This is a genomic window from Mesorhizobium sp. M1365 (assembly GCF_040317865.1).
In the GTDB taxonomy this organism is placed as follows: Bacteria; Pseudomonadota; Alphaproteobacteria; order Rhizobiales; family Rhizobiaceae; genus Mesorhizobium.
In genome coordinates, this window is sequence record NZ_JAMYLG010000086.1 from 1 (window position 1) to 7,027 (window position 7,027).

4 protein-coding genes are annotated in these 7,027 nt (G+C 64.8%); 1 reads left to right on the forward strand and 3 read right to left on the reverse strand.

Annotated features, from left to right (window positions below):
• Nucleotides 1–400: 400 nt before the first annotated feature.
• Nucleotides 401–2,884: an adenylate/guanylate cyclase domain-containing protein gene (locus NKH04_RS32685; RefSeq protein WP_352502254.1), complete on the reverse strand. Its 2,484-nt coding sequence runs from the start codon at nt 2,882–2,884 to the stop codon at nt 401–403.
• 85 nt (nt 2,885–2,969) lie between these two features.
• Between NKH04_RS32685 and NKH04_RS32690 the strand changes: the two genes are divergently transcribed.
• A complete protein-coding gene (locus NKH04_RS32690; RefSeq protein WP_352542898.1) occupies nt 2,970–4,217 on the forward strand; it encodes a YcaO-like family protein in 1,248 nt (415 codons plus the stop codon).
• Between the two features lie 36 nt (nt 4,218–4,253).
• Here NKH04_RS32690 and NKH04_RS32695 read toward each other — a convergent pair whose 3' ends face one another.
• Nucleotides 4,254–4,721: a hypothetical protein gene (locus NKH04_RS32695; protein ID WP_352502252.1), complete on the reverse strand. Its 468-nt coding sequence runs from the start codon at nt 4,719–4,721 to the stop codon at nt 4,254–4,256.
• A gap of 30 nt (nt 4,722–4,751) precedes the next feature.
• Entirely contained in the window at nt 4,752–6,371 is a 1,620-nt protein-coding gene (locus NKH04_RS32700; RefSeq protein WP_353045571.1) for a peroxidase family protein, read from the reverse strand.
• Nucleotides 6,372–7,027: the final 656 nt, after the last annotated feature.

Sequence of the window (7,027 nt, forward strand, 5' to 3'; positions counted from 1 at the left end):
ACCGCCTGCGGCCCGCGGGTTCCTGCATCAGAGACTTTCGTACGCCTGACGGCACCCGAAACCCTTCAGCAATGTCGGCCGTTAAGGTGAGTTGGGCCGTCGCCTGAAAGCAGTCATCGCCGTCGACCAACGCTGGAGGACGCAGTGGCGCCACCAGTGGACTCTTCAAACCCCGGTTCTCAGCTGTCCTAACCTATCGCCATGAAGATCTAGACGGGGTGGAGCACGCACCTACCCTCATCCTGCGTATCGCCCTGCTCTACGCTTCAGCCAGAGCCTTCAGCCGATCGACCGGCGATGAGAACTTTCCCAACGGCGAGGTCTCGCGCGCATCTCATCATGACCAGCGACGACCGTCTGGCGCTCCCGATTGTGACGGAAGTGAACCTCTCAGCAAGCATCAACCCCGTGTTTGAACTTCGCCGCCGCGCATCTCCGTCAGGCCGGCGCCCAGTTTCGCCCTGTCCAGGGCATGCCTGATCGGAAAAGTGCCGAGAAACCACGCGAGAATATCCTCCTGCGATGGGTTCGCGGGTCCGGCCCAGGCGGCTCCTGCCGCCGCGAAAAGCTGATCGAGCGCCGATTGCCGCTCCTCGATGCGGCCGAGCCTGCCGAGCGCGGCCGCTTTCCATCCGGGCGTGTCTATGATCAGGTTCTGCGAGCGCTCGGCAGCCTCGATGCTGCCCGCGTAATCGCCGATCAGAAAGCGCGTCGCCGCCATGTGCGACCATTGATAGTCGGGAAACAGCGACGTCAGGTCGAGCGCGTGCTGGTTGAGCCGGGCAGCAAGGTCGATCCGCCCCATGAAGGCCAGTCCGAGCGCCGCCGACACCGTGATCTTCGGATCGTTCGGATTGAGCTCGGATGCCAGCTCGAAATGCAGCTCGGCCTGCTCGTAGCGCTCCACCATCGCCGCGGACCAGGCGACCACCATCTGGTTGCGCGCATCGAGCGGGTCGAGCTCGACCGCCCGCCTGGCGAGCGCAAGCGCGCGTTGCTCGGCCGTCGCATCATGCGGGCTTCCGGGCCTGATGAAAGGCCGCGAATTGTAGACGCTGGCGAGGCTGGCATGCGCCGGGGCGAAGCTCGGATCCTCGGCGATCGCCTGGTTGAACAGGCGCTCGGCTTCATCCTCCGCCTCGGCCGACCAGCGCAGCAGCAGGTGCTCGCCGCGCAGCCATGCGTCGTAGACGCCCAAATCCTCGGGAAGCCGCTGCACGGCGCGCGAAAGGCGGTCCTGCGAGAGATAGACCTCTAGCTTCGACGTCAGGCGTGCGACCAACCGGCGCTGGGTCGCATGCCAGCTCGCCAGGGTCAGCCGGTAGGACTCGCTCCAGACGACCCGCCTGGCGGCGCTCTCGTCGAGCGTGACGACCAGCGCAAACTCCTCGCCGAGGTCGCTGCAGCCGGCCTTGAGCCGGTAGTCGGCATCCGCCGCATCGTCACCGTACTGCATGTCAATGATCGTCAGTTCGCGGAATTTCGACAGGCTGATGATCAGTTCGGAGCGGAAGCCGGTCGCGAAGGCCGCTGTCGATTCCGCCTCGCTGCTGAAGCTCGAGACGGCGATGACCGGAGCGCGCTGGTGCGATGGCTTCTCGGGCTGTCGCGGCAGCGCGGGGTCCGACAGGCTGGCGGCGAGCGCGGCGGTTTCGGCGCTGGGTTTCAGCTGATATTCCCGCTCGAGGCGGGCGACGAGCTTGTCATAGACGCGCCTTGCCGCGGCAACGTTCTGGTGGGACGCATGGTGGCGCATCAGGCAGCGCACGGCGCCCTCGTGCGACGGCTCGAGCATCAGCAGGGCGCTCGCCGCATGCCGGATGATCGGTTCGCTCGCGTCGAAGCGACCGAGAATGTTCTCGAGCGCCTCTTCCGCCCGGTTGCGGCGATTGTGGCGGGCGACGCTCAGCCAGGCGCCATAGAGGCTGCTGACGGATTCGAAGCCGTAGAGGATGGCCTCCGCCCAGTCGGACCGCTCGAGCAGCGTATCGTCCACCTTGCCTTCGCTGAGGTCGACGAAGATGCGATTGATGTCGACGACAACGCGTGCGGGATCCAGGCTCACATAGGCGCCATGCCGCAGCCCGGATTCCCTCGATCCGCGGGAAAGCGCCTTGGCGGCGACGCGCAGCCCACGTGTCAGGGCGCTCCTCGCCTCGGCGTGCGGGCGCTCGGGCCACAGCAGCGCCGCCATCCGGTCCTGCAATTCACGAAATCCGGTCGACAGTACGAGATAGCCGATCAGCGCCTGTGCCCAGCGGGACCGCAGGGCAACCGGCTCGCCGACGTCGTCGAGCACGGCGAGCCCGTCCAGGACGGAAACCGAGAAATGTGGTGCCCGGCTCGCTTCCTCGCCGGGCGTGTCGCCGGGAACCACATGGTAGAGCGACATCTGTTCGGGCAGGTTCTTGAGCGTGTGGCGGCCGGCGAACCGGAAACCGCAGCCGGTCATGCCGCGCGCTGCCCGGCATACCTCCTCCGTCACGCAGGTGCCGCCGGGTTTGGCCAGCGTCTGGACGCGCGCCGCAATGTTGACGGCATGGCCGTACGCATCGCCCTCGTGACGGCGCACCTCGCCCAAGTGGATGCCGATCCTGAAGCGGCCGGCAGCGGGCTGCTCTACGGCCAGCGCTGCCAGCCTGCGCTGCATCGTGACCGCGTAGTTGACCGCATCCGAGACGCTGTCGAACAGAGCGAGCACGCCATCACCGGTCGACTTGACGAATTCGCCACGGTGCTCGGCGGACAAATCCCTGAACAGCGCAAAGCACTGGGTGACGAGGTCGATCGCCGCGAGCTCGCCCGCGGCGGTGAGGCGGGTGTATTGCGAGAGATCCGCGAACAGGATCGCCTTCAGCGCCGGCAATTCGACTTGGGTTTGCATGATGGCCGGCTCGCGCTACGGTCTTGACTGATATTGTGGCCCGGCTGATCACGTCTGTCGATGGGATCGCGCCGGGATGGTAAGCATGGCGATGACGAACGCGAAAGAGACCAGGCGGGCACTCGATCAGCTCTTCGACATTCTCGATCTGCCGGGAGGCGGCGGCCCGGTGCGCCTGGCGATCGCGATGCCGCGTGCGGCGCTGGTGCGGCTGCCGGGCTTCCCGCAAGTTGCCCTGCCCGACTCGGGGCGCGTCGCGACCGGGCGCGGCCTGGACGAGGCGGGTTCCCGCGCCAGCGCGCTCGGCGAGGCGGCCGAGCTCGTCTCGTGCTCGGCGTGGGGGAACGAGACGCTCGTCACGGCACGCGCCGGTGATATTGGCCCGGCGGCGGTCCCGCCGGAAATGCTGAACGGCTTTTCCGATTCGCAGCTCGCGAGCCGGGCGTCCTGGAACGACCGCAATCGCGACTTCGACTGGCGCCCGCCACCCTGCGATCCGGCCGCAGAGATCGACTGGCTCGAGGTGGAAGACGCCCATGGCGGGCCGCCGGCCTATGTGCCCGCCGATTTCGCCTTCATCGGCCGCAAGGCGGCAGGGGATGAGCGTGCGGTGGCGAGCGGCGACAGCAATGGTTGCGCCTGCGGCGCCAGCGCGGAGAGCGCCAGGCTTGCCGCAACGCTGGAGCTGATCGAGCGCGATGCCGCGGCGCGCTGGTGGTATGGCCGGCGGCAGAGGCCGGTGCTCGACCTCGCCATCCTCGACGACACCAGCGGACTGGTGTCATGGCTCGGTGCGCGCAGGCGCCGAACCTGGCTGTTCGACATAACAACCGATCTCGGCGTGCCGGTGGCGGCGGCTGCCTCGTCCGAACGCGACGGCAGCGACGTTGCACTCGGCTTCGCCGCGAAGCCGGACATCCGCGAGGCGGCACTGGCGGCGCTGACCGAGATGGTCCAGACGGAGTTGCCGCTCGCGGCAGCGCGGAAGCTGGGCGCCGATGCCGCCGACTGGACACAATGGCGGCAAACCGTGACGATGGCCTGGCCGCCCCTCGATCCGGTCGGTGCTCCGCGGGCGGGCGGTCCGCTTCGCTTGCCGGGCATTCCCCCGTCGCTTGACGCGCTGGTCGATGCGTGCGCACGGGCCGGCGTTCGGCTGTGGTTCGCTGACATGACGCGCGATGCCCTGGGAGTACCGGCGTTCCGCGCCCTTTCAACCGAGCTTTGCCACATAAAGCCGCGGCTCGCCCGAAAGCGGCTGCTCGGGCCCGACCGCCATGATCTGGGCCCTGTTGTCAGCGCACCGGAGACCCAGATTCCGCTGAATGTGTGAGGCGAGCTCCGAGCGCCTGCGATACAGTCCGGCGATTCAGCGACACCTCTTGAGCAGTAGCAGACCAAAGAGAAATTCGCGCTTCTCGTCGGGATGTATTTGCGGGTCGATCAACTTGGTCAGCGCATTGTTCAGATAGTCTTTGGTATCACCGGTATCAGGGTCGGCAGCCACACTGGGAACGGCCATCGTCACAACGTCGTTATTCGGATTGTCCTTTTCCGCTTTGACATTAATCTGCTTGTCCTGCCCGCCGGACTTGTAGAACACATGATTGGCTCCTCCAGTGTTTTTCACAAAAACCCTGTTATCGGGATTGAGGTCGTCCTTGTAGGTAACGATCAACCCGCTGCCGACGAGCCCGATAATGAAATCTTCAAAAATCTTCAGCCCGGGACCGTTCTGCGTCCAATAATTATGGAACAAGGCACCGGCTCGCTTCGTACCTTCGAATTCCTGGTCGTAATTCGATGTTCCTCCGTAGAACACCTTGAATGTCGACATATCTACTCCTCCTCTGGCAATGTGGGCGGGTCAACTGTCCAAAAGTCCGGAAAAAGCGATGAGGTCCGGAAGGGCGTAACTTTCCGACGAAGGATGAAGCCTGGGATCCGGACGCCACGGCTGCACGGACGGGTCCAGGATCGACGGTTCGGCAGCGCTGACGGCAGCGTGGAGCGTCTCCATCACGATGCGGCTCCCCAGGGGACCGAGCTTCAGCCCGCAACCTTTGACGGCCGCTTCCTTGAGCACGTAAAACCACAATGGCGTGGAATCGACGAGCCGCGCTGTTCCGCCTTCCGGCCGTTCGGTCAGAGCGTCGCGGACAGCCTGGCTCTCGCCGTCAAGCAGTTCCGGCTCGGTCAGCGGCGCGAAACCAGGAGGCGCGCGATCGCCGAGCTTTCCCGCGACGCAATGAAAGACATGTTGCGCGCTGCTCAGCTCGAGCAGGTAACTGCGCTGGAGCGTGCGAACTGCGAGATTTCTCGACAATGGCATAGAACCGGTCGTGTGCGGAAGGGCTTGCGGCCTGATCTGCCTGAGCTCAAATGCCAACCGCGTGTCGATCTTCGCTGCGAATATCGCGCCCTGGGCTTCCGTCAGACCGATTGCCAGGAGCCGGCGCCAATCCGCCACCCATTGGCCGCGCAGCCGGGTCATCGGCGTGATCGCGCTGTTGTAGGTATTGTCCCAAAAGGCACTGACGGTCGCCCCCGGGTTCCATGCGTTCCAGGGATACCGGTTGCGGATCATGCTGTGGCCGAACCGCGCGCAGGCCGCGGCGAATTCGAGGGGTAGCTTGAACCCGTCGGCGTCCACGTCGATGACGGCTCGACCGCGCTCCATCACGTCCTGGTAAATCACGTTGTCGATTAGCCGGCGGGCGTAGTCGTGAAGCACCACCGACTGGAGATGCAGTTGCGTCAGCCGCCTAGCCTCGTCGGCGTCGTCGCTGAGACGGCGCACAGCATTGAAAAAACGGATGAGCGCCATGTGGGTCTGGGCGAGCGCCAGGTTGCTGTCGTTGCGCCGGTCCGCGATGCACGGCATGCCATCCGTCGCACGTGGAAGGTCCAGCAATCGGCCGTCAGTCGTCTCGCCTACAGCCATGGGCGCCGGGCAGGCCTGGGAAGATGCCGACGCGCCTCCCGGCGGCATCGCACCAAATACGCTGTCGAGATCAAGGGTCGCGCTGCGAATATTCTTCGGCTTCGATTTCCCCGGTGTTATCGACGGTGTCATCGACGTCAGGTCATGGAGGACGAACTGCCCGAAGTAGGTGTAGCCCGCCGGGATCGTTCCCGTCTGATCGCCGAAATCGTTGAATTCCATTGCGTCCCCGAGCGCCTGAAGGAGCGCCAAAGGCGGGGCGGTTCCTTTTTCGGGGCGGCCGAAATAGCGGCGATAAGGCACGAGGACCTTGCGCGTGGAGGTCTTCGGATCCGCCCGGTCCTGGACTTCGACAGTCGTAAAGTCACGATCGATCCTGAAGCTGTGCTCGGGCAGCAGCCCATCGTCGTCGTAGAAAGCGATCGGCGATCCCTGGTCTTCGAAGACCGCGTACAAGCCCTCGCCGTGCCGCTCCGGCGCAATGACGATCTGCGCCGTCTCGTTCGACAGCGTATCACCCGAATACACCGGAGAGCTGCTCATCCCTCACCCCCCCTCGGGAGCCGCCGAGCGCTAGTCACTGACCGCGTTGCACCGCATACGACCGACTGCGACGTTTGAATTGTCGCCAAATAATCCTTCAAGGCAGCAAAGGAACCTGGAATTCACTTTGCCTCGCCGGCCAATGCGACCATGCAATACTCAAACCGACAGCTTTGCAATCGGATTTTCATCGGCCCCTCCTCCTCGGCGATAGCAAAGCGATCGCGAGGAACTGGAGGAATGGTAAGGCCCGCTTGCGCTCTATCGGTACCGCTGATGGGGCGACTTGGTGACGGGTGCCATGAAGCGCGAGGCGCTGGCGAGTTCGCGCCCTCCTCCCTCCTTGTTGGGGGAAGATAGTAAGGCCCGTTCCGCACTTCGCGGAACCGTTCACTGGTGGAGGGGTGCGAAAAGCGCGCCATCGTCCTTTCCATGCCGCAGCGATCGAGAAGCCCGTCCGCCGGATAACATTCGCGGCATTACTGGCAAGGCCCGAAGGTGGCGCCACCACGACCTCCAGCGCGGTCGCCTGCGATGTCAGCTTTCAGGAAACGGCAAAGCGGATCTAGACGGCTGACATGCTGAAGGGTTTCGGGTGCCGTTAGGCGTACGAAAGTCTCTCATGCAGGAACCCGCGGGCCGCACGCTCTGAGCTA

Bases quoted from the DNA above. Each gene is read 5' to 3' on its own strand.
- NKH04_RS32685 (WP_352502254.1), bottom strand. From the start codon at position 2,884: ATGCAAACCCAAGTCGAATTGCCGGCGCTGAAGGCGATCCTGTTCGCG.
- NKH04_RS32690 (WP_352542898.1), top strand. From the start codon at position 2,970: ATGGCGATGACGAACGCGAAAGAGACCAGGCGGGCACTCGATCAGCTC.
- NKH04_RS32695 (WP_352502252.1), bottom strand. From the start codon at position 4,721: ATGTCGACATTCAAGGTGTTCTACGGAGGAACATCGAATTACGACCAG.
- NKH04_RS32700 (WP_353045571.1), bottom strand. From the start codon at position 6,371: ATGAGCAGCTCTCCGGTGTATTCGGGTGATACGCTGTCGAACGAGACG.